The sequence below is a fragment of the Streptomyces sp. DG2A-72 genome, from assembly GCF_030499575.1.
Lineage (GTDB): Bacteria > Actinomycetota > Actinomycetes > Streptomycetales > Streptomycetaceae > Streptomyces.
Genome location: NZ_JASTLC010000001.1, coordinates 2,423,744 through 2,439,806, shown reverse-complemented (window position 1 = coordinate 2,439,806; position 16,063 = coordinate 2,423,744). Strand labels below are relative to the sequence as shown.

Here is a 16,063-nt window from a genome sequence, read left to right as displayed (position 1 = left end):
GTGTCACTTGGCCAGCGCCCGGCGCAGAGCCGCGCCGAGTTCGGCGATCTGGCGCTGGGAGACGTCGGCGGACAGGATCGCCTGCGACCCGTGGAACGTCCCGGGCCACTGGTGCAGTTCGACCGACACGCCTGACTCCAGCAGTCGCAGCGCGTACGTGATGTCCTCGTCGCGGTTCGGGCACAGCTCCGCGGTGGCGATGTAGGCGGGCGGCAGGCCGGACAGGTCGGTGGCCCGTGCGGGGGCGGCGTAGGGCGTGGCGGGCACGGAGCCCAGGTAGTGCCTCCATGACGCGGCGACCTTGTCGCGGTTCATCCAGGGCGTATCGGTGAAGTTCCGCTGCGACCAGGTCTCCTGGCGGTCGTCGAGTCCGGGCTGGTTGAGCAGCTGGAAACAGATCGGCGGCCCCTGCTGGTCGCGTGCCCGCAACGCCGTTCCGGCCGCGAGCCCTCCGCCGGCGCTGTGGCCTCCGACCGCGATCCGCTCCGGGTCGATGCCGAGTTCGGCGGCGTACTCGCAGGCCCAGGTCAGTACGGCGTAGGCGTCGTCCAGGGCGGCCGGGAACGGATGTTCGGGGGCCAGGCGGTAGCCCACCGACATCACCACCGCGCCGCAGGCGTCCGCCAGCCGGGCGGCCCACGGGTGCTCGGTGTCGAGGTCACCCATGACGAATCCGCCGCCGTGCAGCCAGACGAGGGCTCCCTGCGCCTGGTGCGGTCGGTAGATCCGCACCGGCACCTCCGGATCGGCGGGCACCGTACGGTCCTCGACCTCCATTCCGGTGGTGTCCGGGGCGGGCACGGCGGTCGCCAGTTCGGCGAAGCTCTTGCGTTCGATGACCGGGTCGGTCAGGTCGGCCCGGGGGAACAACGGGATGAATGCTTCGAGTTCGGGATCCATGTCAGCCATCTTCAGCGCCGCCACGTCGCGGGTCATCCGCCGTCCGTCGGGCATCGGGCCCCGTTCGCGCGCCAATTGGCGCCCCCCTTCCCGGCGTTGAGGACCTATCCTCCTGAGACGGAGGCATGACATGGAGGCACTGGCCGCACGGCTGTCGCACCTGGATTCCCAAGCCGAGGGCGCGATCCGGGTCGTCATGTTCTACGACACGCTGATGCGCCGCCGCGTGGATCTCCCGGCGCTCGCCCGGGCCTCCGCGGTACTGGCCGAGTGCGTGGCCGGGATCCGGCTGCACGGCACGGGACGCGCGATCCGTGTCTCGTCCGACGGCAGGGAGGCGTCCGCCCCGCCGTCACCCGCGTCCAGCGCGATGCCGATCACCCTCGACGAGGAGGAGATCGGCACGGTGTGGCTGGAGCGGCCCGGACCGCCCGGCCCGCTCGACGACATGCTGCTCGACCGGCTCGCCATCGCCGCGGCGGCCGTCGTCGAGCGGTACGGTCCGGCCCGTACCACCATGGCCGACCCCGCCCTCGTCGAGCTGGTGATCAGCGCGGACAGCGACGAGGCGGCCCGGGCCCGGGCGCTACGGCTGCTGGGGTTCACCGCCGACCTGCCGGTCCGGGTCGTCGCCGTACGGTCGCGGCTGCCCCTCGACAAGGTCGCCGGCCTGTTCTGCCCGGCCGGCCCGGTGAAGGCGGCACCGCTCGCCGACGTGGGCGTCATCCTCACCACGACCATGGACCGGACGCGGCTCCCGGCGGGCGCACGCGCCGGCATCGGCGCCGCCGAAACGCCCGACCGGTCCTGGCAACAGGCCCGCACCGCGCTCCGCTTCACCACCTCGCGCCAGCCGGTCGTCACCTACGAAGGCCTGGGGGCGCTGGCCCTGCTCGCCCAGGTGCCCGAGGACGCCGCGCGAGACAACGTCGACGTGGCCGCGATCGCCCGTATCGCCGACTGCCCGGAGGATCTGGAGACCCTGGACGCCTACTGCGCCACCGGCTCCCTGCGCCGGGCCGCCGACCGGCTCCATCTGCACCACAGCAGCGTCGCCCGCCGACTCGAGCAGCTCGGAAAGGCCCTGGACATCGAGCTCACCGAACCCACCGGACTGCTACGGGCCAGGCTCGCCCTGACCACATGGCAGCTGCTCGAAGACTGAGGGCAGCTTCGTTGCACGCACACACACCAGCCAGGCCCCCTTTGCCGTGGTCGCCGTGAGTACCTCCGCCTCGAAGCCGTGGGCGGTGACGGCGGCCGTCACCGTCTCCGCGATCTCCGTCGCCCGTCGCGCATCCGGCGGTTCCCACGACAGGCACAGGATTCCGCCCGGCGCCAGCCACCGCCTCACTGCCGTCAGCTCCTTCTCCGGCGACCGGACCCAGAAGAGGTTCACGTTCACCGCGAAGACCTTGTCGAACGATCCGTCCGGGAAATCAGCCTCCTCCACCGCTGCCACCCGGAGCATCGCCCTGCCCGCGGCGACGCACTCGCCGTTGCGCCGCCGCGCCGCCTCCACCGCTGTCCGAGACCGGTCGACGGCGGTGACGGTGCCTGTCGTGAGCCGTTCGCAGAGCAACGCGACCGCGACACCCCGGCCGCACCCGATCTCCAGCACCCGGTCTCCGGGATCGGGGTCCAGGATGTCGACGGTCCACGTCAGCCGCTCCGGAACGGACACAGGAGCTCAGTCTCCGACCCGCACCCACACCGGCGCGTGGTCCGACCCCGGCTCCCCGCGTCGAGCCGCAGGGTCCGGCCCCACGGACGGCAACCGCGGCGTGTCCGACCCCGGCAGCCCCGTCCCCGCCTCCGACACCCGCCGGACCAGACGGTGACTGACCAGCACGTGGTCGATCAGCTCACGCCGCCCGGAGTTGATACGCGAGAAGCGCCGCTCGGCCGGTATGAGCGGGGCGACGTCCCACAGGCGGGCCGCGTCTCCCTTGTCCGCGGCCTCGAAGCCGGGCGTGCCGATCTCCGAGCCGGGCGGGCCGAGCAGGATCTGCGTGGTGGCCGCCTGCACCTCGTCGTTCAGGTCGCCCAGCACGACCACGTCCCGTTCGCGGCCGTCGCCCGCCAGCAACTCGTCCGCGAGCGCCCGCAGCGCCGTCGCCTCGGCCGCCCGCCGGTACAGCGCGTACGCCCCGAACCGCGCCCGCTCGCCCTCGTCGCGCGCGTGGAAGCGTCCTCCGGGGAAGGTCAGCAGCTTCGACTTCAGATGGCAGACCGCCACCCGCAACGGCCCCGCCTGCGTCGCCGTCTCCACCGCCAGGAAGCCCCGGCCCGCCGCCGACACCGCCGTGCCGTCGTCGTCCACCTGCACCGGGCGCAGCTTCGGCGGGAACGCCGTCGTGTCGGCCAGCACCTCGAGCGGCGTCCGGCTGAGGAAGCCGACCCGTATGCCCCGGCTGTCGCCGTGCTGGGAGAGCGCGGTGTGCCAGGTGCCGCCCACCATCGCGATCAGGTCCCGCAACGCCGTGTCCTCGCCGACCTCCTGCACACCGAGCAGCGCCGGGTCGAGTTCCTTGATCACGTTCGCGAGGGCGGCCAGCTTCGTCTCGTACGCGGCCTTGTCCTTCGGGCCTGACGGGCCGCCGGGCAGAAAGAGGTTCTCCAGGTTCCAGGTGCCGATGAACATGCCGGGCTCCTTTCCAGAAGCCATCGGTGCGGGCTGTGGTGAGGCCAGGGTGACCGCACGGGCCGCCCCGCGACAGGGCCGCGACGGGATGCGCGGTTCGGCTCACGTCGCGGCACTACACCGTCGTACGTTGGCCCGATGACGCCTTCTCCCGTGGAAGCTGATCTCATCATCACCGGATGCACCGTCCTCGTGCACGACGATCACGAGCGGATCGGGTTCGAGGAAGACGCCGCCATCGTTGTACGGGACGGTCTCGTCGAGGCGGTCACCAGCGCCGCCGACGTCGGAGGGCCGGCGGCGCGGGAACGGATCGACGCCCGCGGACAGGTCGCCATGCCCGGGCTCGTCAACTGCCACACACACGCCCCGATGGTCGCGCTGCGCGGTGTCGCCGAGGACCTGCCGACCGAGGAGTGGTTCAACGACGTCGTCTGGCCCATCGAGTCCAACCTCACCGAAAGGGACGTGGAGTTGGGGGCGCGGCTCGCCTGTGCCGAGATGATCCGCGGCGGTGTCACCTGCTTCGCCGATCACGACTTCGCCATGGACGCGGTCGCCGCCGTGGTCGACGAATGCGGGATGCGTGCGCATCTCGGCGAGGCCTTCTTCTCCTCCCAGGGTCCTCAAGGGCGGGAGAAGTCCCTGGAGTTCGCGCTACGGCACCGGGGAGGCGCAGGCGGCCGTATCACCACCACCCTCGCCCCGCACGCCCCCTACACCGTCGACGACGCCGACCTCGCCGCCACCGCCGCGCTCGCCCGCGAACACGGCCTCCCCGTCCACATCCACGCCTCCGAGAACCGCGACCAGGCCGACACCAGCCTCGCCCGCCACGGCCGCACCCCCATCGACGTCCTCGCCGCCACCGGGCTCCTCGACACCGACCTCCTCATCGCCCACGGCACCGGCATCCTCGACCGCGACCTGCCCGTCCTGGAACGCGCCACCGGACGCATCGCCGTCGCCTCCGCACCGCGCGGCTATCTCAAGTTCGCCTGGCCCGACACCACACCCGTGCGCGCGCTGTACGACATCGGTATCCCCGTCGGACTCGCCACGGACGGCGCCGCCTCCAACAACTCCCTCGACGTATGGGAGTCGATGGCGCTCACCGCCCTCATCCAGAAGTCGACCCAGGGCGACCCGCGCTGGCTGACGTCCCGTCAAGCCCTGCACCACGCGACCCTGCAGAGCGCACGGGCCGTCGGGCTGGGGGATGAGCTGGGCAGCATCGCACCGGGCCGCCGCGCCGACATCATCCTCGTCGACCTCACCGGCCCGCACACCCAGCCCGTGCACGACCTCGCCGCGACCCTGGTGCACAGCGCCAGGTCCGCCGACGTCCGTACGACGATCGTCGATGGGCGGATCCTGATGCGTGACCGTGAGCTGTTGACGCTGGATGTGGCCGCGATCGTGGGGGAGTTGGGGGAGCGGCTGCCTGGACTGCTGGACCGGAGCCATGGCAAGCGGATCCAGGAGTACGACACGTAGCGCTCCGCTGGGGGTGCCGTGATGGGCCGTCGATCGTCTGCGGCTCCGTTGTGGCTGGTCGCGCCCACGCGGCGGAGCCGCATATCGACACAGCCCCGCGCCCCTTTGGGGCGCTCAACTTGCCGCCAGCCCCGACGGCAGCCCCGCCTGGTCGGTCGTGCCTTCACTCCACGCCTTCCCAAGAAAATTCCTGAAGCAGCGATGAGTTCCGCCGTCGCCTCCGGTCACCATCCAGAACGGACCGTTGCACTGGAGGGGTCATGTCGCTTCCGGAGATCGTGACGCGTGACGCATGGCGTGCGGCACGTGCCGAACTGCTTCTCAAGGAGAAGGCGGCCACGCGCGCGAGGGATGTGCTGAACGCCGAGCGGCGCGGGCTGCCGATGGTCGAGGTCGGCACGGAGTACGTGTTCGAGGGCGGCGACGGCAAGGCCACGCTGCTGGACCTCTTCGCGGGACGCCACCAACTCGTCGTGTACCACTTCATGTTCGCGCCCGAATGGGACGCCGGCTGCCGCAGCTGCTCCGCATTCCTGGACCAGATCGGGCATCTCGCGCATCTGCACGCGCGCGGGACGACGTTCGCGGCGGTGTCCAGGGCGCCGTACACGAAGATCCTGCCGTTCAAGGCGCGGATGGGCTGGACGCTGCCCTGGTACTCGTCGTACGGCAGCGACTTCAACCACGACTTCGAGGTGACGCTGGAGCACGAGGGGGAGCTGTCCGAGCGGCCCGGCGTCAGCTGCTTCCTGCGGGACCGCGATCGCGTCTTCCACACCTACTCGACGTACGAACGCGGCCTCGACGGACTCGGATCGACCACCAGCCTGCTGGATCTGACCGCGCTGGGGCGGCAGGAGGAGTGGGAGGAGCCCAAGGGGCGCGCGTCGGCTCTCGGTGCGCCTGCGGGCAGTGAGCGCATTCGGTATCACGATGAGTACGAAGACTGACGCACAGAGTGATTATTTGCCCGAAATGCTGAGAGAGTCCTCACACCCTGTGGTGGACGAGTGTCAACTACGTCTCAGTACCGTCACTTCGCGAGGCGTTCACCCCGACTTTGGCGTTTAACTCTATGAGTCAGCGCTACATGGAGGTGCAGGGTGAACGGGCGAACGGTGCTCGAGAGCTTTCCCGCAGGCGGGCCGCGAGGTTCCTGGCCGGCGGAGGAGTTCGCGCAGGCGCAGCGTCTGAAGGGCCTGCCCGCGGAAGTCGTGATGGACCTCGCCACGGACTCGTTCCTGGTGATCCTTCGGGGCGGTGACGCCGTCACGGACATCGCGGCGTGATGGTCAGCGCCAGCTCGCCTTCGGTACGGGTGTCGTGAACTGATCCGCCTGGAGCGAGTACAGCTCCGCGTAGACGCCGCCGGTGGCGAGGAGTTCGTCGGGGGTGCCGGACTCGACGAGGCGGCCCTGGTCGAGGACGTGCACCAGGTCCGCGTGGCGGACGGACGCCAGTCGGTGGGTGATGAGGATGACCGTCTGGCCGGTGGAGGCCAGGGCGCGGATCTTCTCGAAGACCTCCAGCTCGGCCCGCGCGTCCAGGGCCGCCGTCGGCTCGTCGACGATCAGGATGCTGCCGCGCCGGTATGCCGCCCGCGCGATGCCGAGCCGCTGCCACTGGCCGCCGGACAGCTCGTGACCGCCGCTGAAGTGCCGGGCCAGCAGGGTGTCCAGACCCCGCGGCAGATCGGCGACCACGTCCTCGGCGCCCGCCTCGGCCACCGATGCGGCCAGGCGTTCCTCGGTGAGGGGCGCTGAGGAGCGGCCGACGGCCACATTCACGCGAGCCGTGAACGGCCAGCGCTTGAAATCCTGCGCCACCATCGCGATGCGCTCGGCGAGTTGATGGCGGTCCGCGCCCGCCGCGTCGACACCGTCCCACAGGATCCGGCCCCGGTCCGGCGTGTACAGGCCCGAGAGCAGCTTCACCAGCGTCGTCTTGCCGGAGCCGTTCTCGCCGACGAGCGCCACGATCCGGCCGAGCGGGATGGTGAGCGTGACGTCGTCCAGGGCCGGGTGGGTGGACTCACCCGGGTAGCTGAACGACACGTTCTCGAAGTGGATCTCGCGGGGCGCCTCCGGGAGCGCGTCGCCGCCGACCGGGATCGCCCGTTCGGCCGCCTCGACGCACAGCCGTTGCAGATCGCCCACGAACAGCGCCTCCTCGTGGAGCGCGTTGACCTCCAGGACGAGGGTGTCGAGGCTGGAGGAGCCGGTGCGGATCGCGATCACGGCCGTGCCCGCGACGGACAGGGCCATCGCCCCGGCGAGCAGCAGCCCACCGAGCGTGGCATACGTCGCCACCGTCGCGATGCCTGTCCACGCCGCCGCGAACAGTCCCGTACGGGCCGCCAGCCGCGCCAGCCGGGCCTGTTCCGCCTCCGCCGTCTCCGACATCGCCCGGAAGTGACGCAGCAGGAACGGGCCCACGCCGTGCAGCCGGATCTCCGGCGCCGCCGCCGGTTCGGTGAGCAGACTGCTGATCAGGTGCCCGGCGCGGGCATGCTGCACCCAGGTGTGGAAGGACTCGTACCGCCGCCGCGCGTTCGTCAGGGCGCTCCACGCACTCGGCAGCGTCATCGTCGCCAGGAGCGGAAGCAGCGCCGGATGCAGGACGGTCAGCACACCGGCCGCCGCGATCAGCGAGATCATCGCGTTCACCACGCGGGTGCTGTACGAGATCATGCGCCGGGCCGACTGGGCGCCGTACTGCGCGGTGTCCAGCAGCTTGTGGAAGGTGTGGTCCTCGATCGCCGCCAGCTCCACGGCCGCCGCCCGCTCCAGATACCGCTCGGTGGCAACGCGCTCCACCTTCGGCTCCAGCCGGCCGGTGGCGTACGTCGACGCAGCCCGCAGCAGCGCCGATACGAACATCACGGCGGCCACCGTGATCAGCGCGGGGACCGCTCCGCGCAGCCGGTCCTCGATGGCGCCGCCCGCCAGCAGCCGGCCCAGCACGCTGTTGACCGCGAGCAGACTCACCGCCTGCGCCATACCCCGGCCCACCTCGGCGGCCAGCACGGTCCGCGCCGCCCGCCGGTCGGCCTGCCAGGCCAGCCGGAAACTGGAGGCCAGCATGCCGGGCAGCCGCGCCACCATGGCCCGGAAGTTCAGCTCCAGGAATGCGTCACGATGCTGGTTCCAGCCCATGTCGTAGCGCAACGGGCCGCCGAAGAGCAGCTGCTCGGATTCGGAGACCTCGGGTTTCTCCGCGTCCCGTTTCCTACCGACCACCGTGGACCTCCCCCGATCGTGGACGACGGCCACTATCGCGGGACATATGCCCCTGGGGGAGAGCGCAGAAGGCAGAGGTCGAAGCACGCGGGCGTACGCCCTGTGCTTACGCGCTCACCGGCCGTGACCAGACGGGGGTCGTGCCCGTGACCCGGCACAGGGCCAGGTACAGCGGGATCGGCGGGGTGTACGGCACTTTGCCGTCCGGCCGGTGGATCAGGCCCGGGGCCTGCGGGGCGTCCGGGATCAGGGCGCCGGTGGCATAGCGCACAGGGGCCGGCCACTCCAGGGCGCAGTCGGAGTCGGACGGGACGATCCACCACCAGTGCGCATCGTCGGCGTAGACGCAGCCCACGCGGGGCAGCCGGGGCAGCACCAGCGCGCCGAGGCGGGCCGGCACCGCCACCGCGTCACAGCCGAGGGGGGCGGTCATGCCCTCGGGGACGGGGAGCCGCAGGGGTGCTGTGGGGGTGTGCAGTCCGCGGCGAAGGCGGACCACCGTGTCCAGGGTCAGCACCCGGCCGCCGCTGTGACCAGCGCCTACAGCCATTCGGCCCCCGCCCCGTGACCGTCGTGGGGGCGCGCCGCGTGGCCGTGGTGCCGCGGCGCTTGGTGGGCGTCGTACTGACCGTGTCCGTCGTACTTGTCGTGCGCGTACGTGTCGTGTGCGCGCGTGTCCTGTGCATGCGTGTCGTATCCGAAGGGCACGTGTCCGTACGCGCCGTGTGGGTCGATCCCGTGCCCGTTCGCGCCACGTGCGTCGGCCCCGTGCCCGTACCCGCCGTACGCATCCCTGTCGTGTTCGCCCGCCGTGCCCGTGCCGCCGGTCGAGCGGCCGGACGGGCCCGGCTTCGGGCGGGCGCCCCAGCCGAGGTCGCCCCGCGGCCCGGGGACGGCCTCGGCGGTCTCGCGCGCCAGCTCCGCCCAGACCAGCAGGCCGGGACCGTGTTCCTGGGCGCCCCAGGCCCGGCACAGCGCGTCGACGAGGAACAATCCCCTCCCGTGCTCCTCCTCGGACCGCGGGCCGGCCGGGTGGGGCTCACCCGGAGCGCAGCCCTCGTCGCGGACGGCTATGCGCACCAGATCGGCACCGTCGTGCAGCTCGCACACGATGTGGGTGCTCGCGGTGTGCAGTATCGCGTTGGTGACCAGCTCGGAGACGACCAGCGCCGCCGAGTCGCAGGTGTCCTCGCCCACCGACCAGCCGGTCAGCCGGGCGCGCGTCAGGCGTCTCGCCTGGGCGGGCGAGCCCGGATGTGCGGCCAGCTCGAAGTGGAACCGGCGCTCGGCGGCGGCCCCATCAGGGCCTCCTACCGGGGCCGCACCGAGGCCGAAGGGGCCTGCGGCGGCGTCTGTTCCTAAGGGCGCGGACGGAATCACGCTTGCCACTATCGCCCCGCCGTGAACACTTGGCAAGTGCCACTCTGAAAAATGCAGAGTGCTGTGTGACGCGGTGGAATGCCGTGGCACACTGCTCGCAACAGCATGTCGAGCGGCGCCAGTTGAGACCTCGAAGGTTGAGCCAGATTTTCGAATAGGTCTTCGAATGGCGCCGCCGGGCTGTCAGGATTCTTTTGTGGAGGTGGAGGGTGAGCGAGCCGCGGTCCGCGCCGACGGTCGGTCAGGTCGTCCTCGGCCGGCGCCTGCTCGACCTGCGCGAACGCGCCGGCCTCAAGCGTGAGGAAGCCGCCCGTGTCCTCCGCGTCGCCCCCGCCACCGTCCGCCGTATGGAGATGGCCGAGGTCGGGCTCAAAATCCCGTATCTCCAGCTGCTGTTGAAGTCCTACGGCGTCTGTGAGGAAGAGGCCGACGCCTTTGTGCAGTTGGCCGAGGAGGCCAACAAACCCGGCTGGTGGCAGCGCTTCCACGACATCCTGCCCGGCTGGTTCTCCATGTACGTCAGCCTGGAGGGCGCGGCCGCCCTGATTCGCAGCTACGAACCGCATTTCGTCCCCGGTCTGCTCCAGACCGAGGAATACGCCCTCGGAGTTCTGAAGTCGGGCGCCATCGGCCAGACCCGGCCCGAGGACCTAGAGCGCCATGTCGCGCTGCGTATGCAGCGCCAGGATCTGCTCACCCGTCCCGATGCGCCCCGTTTCTGGGCGGTGATGGACGAGACCGCCCTGCGTCGCCCCGTAGTGGGCCCGGAGGTGATGCGTGCTCAGATCGACAAACTGCTCGAGGTCACGAAGCTGCCCAACGTGACGCTGCAGGTCGCCCCGTTCTCCAGCGGGCCGCACCCCGGCACGTACGGGCCCTTCGTGCTGTTCCGATTTGCCATGCCCGAACTCCCGGACATGGTCTACAGCGAGTACCTGACCGGCGCCGTCTATCTCGACGCGCGTGAAGAGGTGGTGACCCACCTCGAGGTCATGGACCGCATGGCGGCGCAGGCCGCTACAGCACATCGCACGAAGGAGATCCTCCGGGATCTCCGCAAGGAGCTGTGAATGGATCGCATCAAGCCGCGCCCTCGCGTCTACAACGGCATGCCCGCGCGGGACTTGGGCAGCGAAGGCTGGCACAAGCCGTGGAGCGGCGGTAACGGAGGCAACTGCCTGGAGGCGATGAAGCTGGCCGACGGCCGGATCGCCGTACGCCAGTCGACCGATCCCGACGGGCCGGCGCTGATCTACACCACTGACGAGATGACGGCCTTCATCGAGGGAGCGAAGGCGGGGGAGGCGGACTTCCTGCTGTCTTGAATGTCACATGTTATTGCTTCATCAACTTCCCTGACTTTGGTGCTGACTTGATCACTTTACGTCTCACACGCTTACGGGGTGCCGCATGACCGGGCAGGACACCGGACGCAACGCCGTCGAGATCGACACCGGCAAGCCGCATCCCGCGCGGATGTACGACTGGTATCTCGGCGGCAAGGACAACTACCCGGTCGACGAGGCCATGGGCCGCCAGATGCTCGCCCTCGACCCGAGGGTCCCGGTGATGGCGCGCGTCAACCGCGCCTTCATGCACCGGACCACCTCCCCCAGTGCTAAACGCCTGGGGGGACCCCCAGGCTGGCCCAGCACGGTGTACGGCAGTTCCTGGACGTCGGCACCGGTATCCCGACCGAGCCGAACCTCCATCGGGTCGCGCAGGGCATCGCGCCCGACGCCCGCATCGTCTACTGCGACAACGACCCGATCGTGCTCGCCCACGCCGAGGCCCTGCTGCGCGGCACGGACGAGGGGGTGACCGAGTACCTCCAGGCCGACGTCCGCGCCCCGGACACGATCATCGAAGGCGCCAGGAAGGTCCTCGACTTCACCCGGCCCGTGGCGCTCTCCCTCGTCGCCCTGCTGCACTTCGTCTCCGACGAGGACGGCGCGCACGAACTGGTCGGCCGGCTGCTGTCCGAACTGCCGTCCGGCAGCTTCCTGACGGTCACTCACGCCACCGCCGACTTCACTCCGGAGGAGTCGAAGGCGGCGGTGGGGAAGCTGAAGGCCGCGGGCGTGACCCTGGCCCTGCGCTCCCGCGAGGAGTTCGCCCGCTTCTTCGCCGGCCTCGAACTGGTCGAGCCCGGTGTCGAGTTGCCCCACCAGTGGCACCCCGAGCTGGGCGAGCCGGTGCCCGGCCAGGACGACGGGGTCATTCCCGGGTACGGGGCGGTGGGGCGCAAGCCGTAAGGGCGGCGGGCGGGTTCAGAACCAGGACGCGATGCGGCGCGGTGCGTCAACCACGCGGCTGAGGGCCACGACCGGCAGCGGCGGCTGCTCCGCCTTGTTGGGGCTGAGGTTCAGGCCGTAGTAGATCTGCTCGATCGACGGCGGTCCGACCGCGAGGTTGCGCCGGACCGCCTGCGCCGACGACTCCTCACCGGTCTGCACGAGGTAGGCCGCCGCCATCGTGCCCGTACGGCCGACTCCGGCACCGCAGTGCACGAACACCGGCCCGGACGCGTTCGAGACGATGCTGAACAGGTGCTGCACCTGCTTGGGCGTCGGCGTCTGCCCGTCCCGGATGGGCAGGTGTACGGCCTTCAGTCCGGCCTCGCCGGGTTCGGAGAGCTGGGCCGCGCTCAGCTTCTCGGCGCGCAGGTCGACGACCGTGGTGAAGCCCATGTTCGCCAGCGCCCGGTATCCGGCGGGGGAGGGGGCTGCGCCCCGCCACAGCTTGCCGTCGGGGTCGACCGGCTGGAAGTTGTGGACGCCCTGGACGGTGCGGGTTCCCGCAGGCGCCGGGGTCTCGGCCTTCGCCCAGTACGACAGACCCAGGATGCCTCCCGCGCCGGCGGCCCACAGGACGAGGTAGCCGATGACGACGCCGAGAAGGATCCGCAGTGCACGCCGCGACAGCGGGCGCTTGCGGGGGGCAGGGCGGGGCAGAGTTGCGGTGATGACAGCCATGGGCAACCTGGGGGACTAGGGGACGAGGGCGCTTTGGCATCGTAACCTGGGGCCTGTGATCATCTGTTCGATGTGTCCGTTATTGTGCTGTATGTCTCAATCATCGCGCATATCGGCGTCGCCGATGCCGACCACCGTGAGGTGCGCTCGGTCGAGCGTCGTGTCCTCCAGGCAGCCGCGCAGCCGCATACGGTCGTGCTCGCTGAGCGCGGGCCGTACGGCTCCGGCGAACAGTCCGTCGCCCAGGTCGCCGAGGGTCGCATGGTGCAGGGGTATGGAGGTCGAGTCCCGGCACCGCTCCCAGAGCTGCTGGGCGGCGAGAGACCGGCGCTCTGTCGTCATGCTTGCGTCGCGGGTGTCGACCTGGAAGAGCACGGAGGTCGCCCTGCCGGTGTTCTCCGGCTCCGCCCGGGTCTGAGTGAGGTCGGCCAGCCCGACGACGAGCGCGGCGAGCAGTGCGACGCCGACTACGATGACAGTGGCGACACGCGCCGTGCCCGCCTGTGAGCGCCTCGTGCCCGGCGGCGGCAGATCCTCCAGGTCGTCGCCGATGTCCGGGCCGGGCGCGCTCAGGACGGCCGCCCGCCCCGCGAGCCGCCGCTCCGCCGGACGGGACGTCGCCGTCGCCACCCGCTGCACCACCCAGGCGAGCCCGGACAGCGCGACACCGGCGATCATGAGGACCGGCACGAAGACGTACGTCCGCTCTGCGGGGTCGTCCAGCCAGCGGAACCGGCCGTTGCTCTCCGGCTCGGGCGCGCTGGTGCGCAGCCGGGTCAGTACGTCCTCCTGCCGCGCGGTCAGCTCCCGCTGCCGCCGGTCGGTGTCACGTACCCGCTCCTCGATCCGGGCCAGCCGCCCCAGCATCACGATGCCGAGCAGCATGACCTCGACGATCAGCAGCAGCACCCCGCACAGGATGGCGCGCTGCCACTGCCACCGGTACAGGTACACGACCAGGTAGGTCCCGGCTCCCGCGGCGGCCAGGGCACCGAAGACGAACGCGATCCGCCTCATGGCCCCTCCCATGTGTCTACGCCTCCGGTCGTCCCGTCGACGGTGAGGCGGGTGCCGGGAGGGAAGCGGCGTACGGCGTCGGTGGCGCCGACCACCGCGGGCAGCCCCAGTTCACGGGCCAGCACCGCGAGATGCGACAGCGGGCTGCCGGTCTGCGCGACCAGTCCGGTGAGGCGGGGCAGCAGCGGGGCGAGCGCGGGGTCCAGGGTCCGTACGACGAGCACCGCGTCCGGAGGGCGGGTGCCGGTCCCGTCCCAGACCGTCCCGATCGCGCGCCCGGCGGACACGCCCCGCGCGCCGTCCTCGCCTCGGCGACGGCCACTCCGCTCGGCGACGACCACCCCGCCGTCCGCGAGCCGGAACGCGTCCGGCAGCGGGGGCGACTCTGCCTGCGGCACCCGGTCGTGCAGATCGGCCGGGAGCGCGGCTCCGTCGAGGCCGGCGGTCAGCTCCGGCCAGCGGAGCAGCCCGACGCGCTCCACATCCAGGGCGAGTCGCCGGGCCGCTTCGCGGACCAGGCGGACCTGGAGCTCCTGTACCCAACGAATACGGAGACGGAGGGCTTCGCGGGGTGGGAGGTGGGGGCGTGGGGAGGCGGCCGTGCGGCCGTCGGTTTTCCCGTAGCCATTGCCGTGTGTGCGGCCGTCGGCGTTCGCGTAGCCGTCGGTCCCCGAGCCCGCCGCCATGCCCTGCTGACCCGGAAGCCGGACGTTCCCCCGCAGGCTCGGCGCCGTCAGCGCCAGCACCACCGGATCCGTCGCGGCGACGCGGTCGTCCGGCACTCCTCGCGCGCGGGCCGCCGCGAGGGCGGTCAGGGCCGCGCTCGCTGCCGTGCGGGCCTTGGCCTGTTCGGGCAGGAGGGCGCCCGAGAGGGCCTCCTGAGCGTGCAGGGAGACCAGGACCGCGCGGGTCCAGCGGAGCTCGGCCGTGAGGTCGGGCGTGGGCAGCGCGGTTGGTGGCGGCAGCTGGGTGAGATGACGGTCGACGTCGGCCGTCAGGTCCGTCGCCAGGTCGGGCAGCGCCGAGGTGAGGCGGCCCACCCGCCAGGCGGCGCCGAGCCTGCGCGCCCCCGGTGCCGGGTTGAGGAGCGTGAGCCACCGGTGCCTCGGCGGAATCGCGCCGAGCAGCCGCAGGTCGGCGGCGGCCCGTCCGCCCGCCGTGGTGACCACCGGTGTCGTCCGCAGCAGCCGGCGCGGCGCGCTGCCCGCGATGTCGAGCGCGGCGGCGAGCCCGCGGGCCATGGGCGCGACCCACAGATCCTCCTCCAGCGGCTCCAACTGGCCGGGCAACGTCTCCGCTACCGGCCCGGGCCCGAGCAGCCGTGCCCCGCGCGCGGGCCGTGCCGCCATCGCCGTGATCGGGCGGCTCTGGAACAGCCACAGCCGCCCGTCCTCGTCGAACCCGAACTCGATGTCCTGCGGCCCGCCGAACACCTGCCGTGCCTGCCGCGCAAGACGCGCCAGCCGGAACAACTCGGTGCGGGTGAGCGGTGAACCGGCCTCCGGTGCCTCCGCGCGCCGTACCCGTCCGCTCCTGCTCAGCCAGTGATCGGTGCCCGTCTGCGCACCGCTGACCAGGCTGTCCGGGCCGCCGCGCACCGCGCTCACCAGCATGCGGTCGGCCCGCCCCTCGACCGGGTCGGCACCGAACACCACCCCGCCGACCCGAGCCGTCAGCATGGGTTGCACCAGCACCGCCATGGGCGCCGTGGACCCGTCGGGCCGGTGCGCCGAATCGAGCACGGTCTGTACGGCCGTACGGAAGTCCCGCCAGCCGCGTACGTCGAGTACGGAGTCGAACTGGCCCGCCTGGGACGACTCCTCCGTGTCCTCCTGCGGCGAGGAGGACCGTACGACCAGTGGGCGCGTGCCGCCGTACGAGAGGTCCTGCCAGGCCTCTCGCAGGGCTGCCGGGTCGTCGCCCGCTCTGCTGGGAATCACGAAGCCGGGGAGTACCGGCAGGCCGGCGCGGGCCGCGCGGGCCAGGTTCGCAGCCTTGGAACCCGTGAGTCGGGGGAGTGCGGCGGTGGGCTGCTCCAGGGCGATCACGGCCGGACCGTAGGCCTCGACGGGGCCCAGGGCCACCTCCCCCCGGGGCTCTTCCCTGTCCCGCGCACCATCTCCGTGACGTTCGTCGATCGTCGTCATCGAACACCCTCCAGGACCGGCCGCCAACAGGGGGGACGCGCTGGGGTGGCCCTGCGCCTGACGGCGGAACGAAGGATGGGGCGGGTCGCTGTCGGGACCGGGCCGAGGTCCGGTGACGGCAACGACGCGCCTCCTGGGATCAAGGATCCCACTTCTGTTGTCCAACATGACAGGCCTGGGCCATATTCCGGCCATATGCGAATTCATTCCGGCTTCATTCCGGCTCGGGGCTCGGCCGGGGCAGCCACCGGCTCAGTTCGCCCA

General features: G+C 71.4%; 14 protein-coding genes and 2 pseudogenes. 7 read left to right on the top strand and 9 right to left on the bottom strand.

Going from position 1 to position 16,063, the window contains the following annotated elements; translation table 11 throughout:
* Window positions 1–3 precede the first annotated feature (3 nt).
* The gene (locus QQY66_RS11720; protein WP_301987276.1) at window positions 4–900 is read right to left on the bottom strand and encodes an alpha/beta hydrolase; all 897 of its coding nucleotides are present in this window, start codon (window positions 898–900) and stop codon (window positions 4–6) included.
* Between the two features lie 130 nt (window positions 901–1,030).
* Between QQY66_RS11720 and QQY66_RS11715 the strand changes: the two genes are divergently transcribed.
* Window positions 1,031–2,065, top strand: a complete 1,035-nt coding sequence (locus QQY66_RS11715) for a helix-turn-helix domain-containing protein (RefSeq protein ID WP_301979108.1) — start codon at window positions 1,031–1,033, stop codon at window positions 2,063–2,065.
* On the opposite strand, the gene QQY66_RS11710 is transcribed toward QQY66_RS11715, so the two are convergent.
* Together QQY66_RS11710 and QQY66_RS11705 are read right to left on the bottom strand one after the other, a co-directional pair.
* On the bottom strand, window positions 2,018–2,584 hold the full coding sequence (locus QQY66_RS11710) for a class I SAM-dependent methyltransferase (protein WP_301979107.1): 567 nt from the start codon (window positions 2,582–2,584) through the stop codon (window positions 2,018–2,020). The two genes, QQY66_RS11715 and QQY66_RS11710, sit on opposite strands and share 48 nt — an antisense overlap.
* Before the next feature lie 6 nt (window positions 2,585–2,590).
* A complete protein-coding gene (locus tag QQY66_RS11705; RefSeq protein ID WP_301979106.1) occupies window positions 2,591–3,544 on the bottom strand; it encodes an endonuclease/exonuclease/phosphatase family protein in 954 nt (317 codons plus the stop codon).
* 138 nt (window positions 3,545–3,682) lie between these two features.
* Here QQY66_RS11705 and QQY66_RS11700 point away from each other — a divergent pair, with 138 nt between their 5' ends.
* From QQY66_RS11700 to QQY66_RS11690, 3 genes are all read left to right on the top strand, one after another.
* Window positions 3,683–5,041, top strand: coding sequence for an amidohydrolase (locus QQY66_RS11700; protein WP_301979105.1), 1,359 nt, complete (start codon window positions 3,683–3,685; stop codon window positions 5,039–5,041).
* A 260-nt stretch (window positions 5,042–5,301) separates the two neighbouring features.
* Window positions 5,302–5,991, top strand: a complete 690-nt coding sequence (locus tag QQY66_RS11695) for a DUF899 domain-containing protein (RefSeq protein WP_301979104.1) — start codon at window positions 5,302–5,304, stop codon at window positions 5,989–5,991.
* A 153-nt stretch (window positions 5,992–6,144) separates the two neighbouring features.
* Window positions 6,145–6,330, top strand: coding sequence for a hypothetical protein (locus tag QQY66_RS11690; protein ID WP_210575910.1), 186 nt, complete (start codon window positions 6,145–6,147; stop codon window positions 6,328–6,330).
* Between the two features lie 3 nt (window positions 6,331–6,333).
* Here QQY66_RS11690 and QQY66_RS11685 read toward each other — a convergent pair whose 3' ends face one another.
* The 3 genes and pseudogenes from QQY66_RS11685 to QQY66_RS11675 form a co-directional block, all read right to left on the bottom strand.
* Window positions 6,334–8,196 carry an ABC transporter ATP-binding protein gene (locus QQY66_RS11685; protein ID WP_301987275.1) on the bottom strand — a complete coding sequence of 621 codons (1,863 nt, stop codon included), beginning with the start codon at window positions 8,194–8,196 and terminating at the stop codon, window positions 6,334–6,336.
* 190 nt (window positions 8,197–8,386) lie between these two features.
* A complete protein-coding gene (locus QQY66_RS11680; RefSeq protein WP_301979103.1) occupies window positions 8,387–8,830 on the bottom strand; it encodes a hypothetical protein in 444 nt (147 codons plus the stop codon).
* A gap of 284 nt (window positions 8,831–9,114) precedes the next feature.
* A pseudogene (locus QQY66_RS11675) lies at window positions 9,115–9,669 on the bottom strand (ATP-binding protein); the annotation flags it as partial.
* Window positions 9,670–9,869: 200 nt separating this feature from the next.
* Between QQY66_RS11675 and QQY66_RS11670 the strand changes: the two are divergent.
* From QQY66_RS11670 to QQY66_RS11660, 3 genes and pseudogenes are all read left to right on the top strand, one after another.
* On the top strand, window positions 9,870–10,730 hold the full coding sequence (locus QQY66_RS11670; protein ID WP_301979102.1) for a helix-turn-helix transcriptional regulator: 861 nt from the start codon (window positions 9,870–9,872) through the stop codon (window positions 10,728–10,730).
* A complete protein-coding gene (locus tag QQY66_RS11665; protein ID WP_301979101.1) occupies window positions 10,731–10,985 on the top strand; it encodes a DUF397 domain-containing protein in 255 nt (84 codons plus the stop codon).
* Between the two features lie 85 nt (window positions 10,986–11,070).
* Window positions 11,071–11,915: pseudogene (locus QQY66_RS11660) on the top strand (SAM-dependent methyltransferase).
* Between the two features lie 15 nt (window positions 11,916–11,930).
* Here QQY66_RS11660 and QQY66_RS11655 read toward each other — a convergent pair.
* From QQY66_RS11655 to QQY66_RS11645, 3 genes are all read right to left on the bottom strand, one after another.
* Window positions 11,931–12,635, bottom strand: a complete 705-nt coding sequence (locus tag QQY66_RS11655; protein WP_301979100.1) for a dual specificity protein phosphatase family protein — start codon at window positions 12,633–12,635, stop codon at window positions 11,931–11,933.
* A 96-nt stretch (window positions 12,636–12,731) separates the two neighbouring features.
* Window positions 12,732–13,652, bottom strand: a complete 921-nt coding sequence (locus tag QQY66_RS11650; protein WP_301979099.1) for a hypothetical protein — start codon at window positions 13,650–13,652, stop codon at window positions 12,732–12,734.
* Window positions 13,649–15,799 carry a PEP/pyruvate-binding domain-containing protein gene (locus tag QQY66_RS11645; protein ID WP_301979098.1) on the bottom strand — a complete coding sequence of 717 codons (2,151 nt, stop codon included), beginning with the start codon at window positions 15,797–15,799 and terminating at the stop codon, window positions 13,649–13,651. The genes QQY66_RS11650 and QQY66_RS11645 overlap by 4 nt, the downstream gene beginning before the upstream one ends.
* Between the last annotated feature and the right edge of the window lie 264 nt (window positions 15,800–16,063).

Bases quoted from the DNA above. Each gene is read 5' to 3' on its own strand.
- QQY66_RS11720 (WP_301987276.1), bottom strand. From the start codon at position 900: ATGGATCCCGAACTCGAAGCATTCATCCCGTTGTTCCCCCGGGCCGAC.
- QQY66_RS11715 (WP_301979108.1), top strand. From the start codon at position 1,031: ATGGAGGCACTGGCCGCACGGCTGTCGCACCTGGATTCCCAAGCCGAG.
- QQY66_RS11705 (WP_301979106.1), bottom strand. From the start codon at position 3,544: ATGTTCATCGGCACCTGGAACCTGGAGAACCTCTTTCTGCCCGGCGGC.
- QQY66_RS11700 (WP_301979105.1), top strand. From the start codon at position 3,683: ATGACGCCTTCTCCCGTGGAAGCTGATCTCATCATCACCGGATGCACC.
- QQY66_RS11695 (WP_301979104.1), top strand. From the start codon at position 5,302: ATGTCGCTTCCGGAGATCGTGACGCGTGACGCATGGCGTGCGGCACGT.
- QQY66_RS11685 (WP_301987275.1), bottom strand. From the start codon at position 8,196: ATGGGCTGGAACCAGCATCGTGACGCATTCCTGGAGCTGAACTTCCGG.
- QQY66_RS11680 (WP_301979103.1), bottom strand. From the start codon at position 8,830: ATGGCTGTAGGCGCTGGTCACAGCGGCGGCCGGGTGCTGACCCTGGAC.
- QQY66_RS11665 (WP_301979101.1), top strand. From the start codon at position 10,731: ATGGATCGCATCAAGCCGCGCCCTCGCGTCTACAACGGCATGCCCGCG.
- QQY66_RS11655 (WP_301979100.1), bottom strand. From the start codon at position 12,635: ATGGCTGTCATCACCGCAACTCTGCCCCGCCCTGCCCCCCGCAAGCGC.
- QQY66_RS11650 (WP_301979099.1), bottom strand. From the start codon at position 13,652: ATGAGGCGGATCGCGTTCGTCTTCGGTGCCCTGGCCGCCGCGGGAGCC.
- QQY66_RS11645 (WP_301979098.1), bottom strand. From the start codon at position 15,799: ATGACGACGATCGACGAACGTCACGGAGATGGTGCGCGGGACAGGGAA.